A 636-nucleotide genomic window follows, 5' to 3' on the forward strand; every position below is an offset into this window, starting at 1 on the left:
CCAGGTGGCGACGGTCCTCGGGCACCCCACGGTGGAGTCGATCGATCCCGAGCGCGGCTTCCTGGATCTCGGCGTCGACTCGCTCACCGCGCTCGACCTCCGTAACCGGCTCGGTGCCGAGGTGGGGCGACGGTTGCCCGCCACCCTCATCTTCAACCACCCCACCCCCAACGCCATGGGGCGCTACCTGGCGGCCGAACTCTTCCCCGGCGATGACGCCACCGAGTCCGGCGCCGACGGGCCCGCGCCGGCCACGGCCGATGGCCAGCCGGACGAGGCGGAGTTCCGCCGGGCGTTGGCGGCGATACCGCTGGCCCGGTTCCAGGAGGCCGGTCTCGTACGAACCCTCCTGGGCCTCGCCGAGGCCGGGGGCGAGCACGGCGAACACGCCGCGGAGCCCGTGGCGGAGCAGCAGGGCGCCGCGCTCGACGCGATGGACCTGGACGACCTGGTTCGGGTGGCCCTCGGTGACAACTAATCGTTCAGTTCATGAGGTTCGGAGTTATCGATGACCGCATCGAGCGAAGAAGTCGTCAAGGCACTGCGGGCCTCCCTCAAGGAGGTCGAGTCCCTGCGACGGCGCAACCACGCGCTGACCACGGCGGCCTCCGAGCCGATCGCCATCGTCGGCATGGC

General features: G+C 71.1%; 2 protein-coding genes. Both read left to right on the forward strand.

What is annotated here, in order from left to right; all coding sequences use genetic code 11:
- On the forward strand, positions 1–478 hold a 478-nt coding region (locus KUM32_RS36175; protein WP_217146138.1), incomplete at its 5' end, for an acyl carrier protein.
- A gap of 30 nt (positions 479–508) precedes the next feature.
- A partial coding sequence (locus KUM32_RS45520; RefSeq protein WP_217146139.1) for a polyketide synthase docking domain-containing protein occupies positions 509–636 on the forward strand: 128 nt, incomplete at its 3' end.

The sequence above is a fragment of the Streptomyces sp. AC627_RSS907 genome (genome assembly GCF_019049165.1).